We start from the raw sequence: 306 nt of genomic DNA on the forward strand, positions 1-306 counted from the left end.
ACCAGCACCAGGACCAGCCCTTCCAGACCGTCCATGCCGCTGGTGAGTGGACGCTGCCGCTCGTGGACCTCTCCGCCTCTCCGGAGGCGCTGCGTGAGGAGGAGGCGCGGCGGCTGGCGGACGAAGAAGCGCGGCGGCCGTTCGACCTCGCCAGGGGCCCGCTGCTGCGCAGCACCCTGGTGCGCCTGACTGACGAGTCGCACCTGCTGCTGGTGACGATGCACCACATCGTCTCCGACGGCTGGTCCATGGGCGTGCTCGTGCGGGAGGTGGCTGCCTTCTACGCGGCCTTCTCCTCCGGCACCA

Annotated in this window: 1 protein-coding gene; it reads left to right on the top strand. The window is 70.6% G+C overall.

The annotated features are described in order from the left end of the window. Positions 1-306: condensation domain-containing protein (locus U8525_RS34580; protein ID WP_374270989.1), on the top strand; the 306-nt coding region annotated here is incomplete at both ends.

The organism is Corallococcus sp. RDP092CA, from assembly GCF_041903675.1.
GTDB lineage: Bacteria > Myxococcota > Myxococcia > Myxococcales > Myxococcaceae > Corallococcus.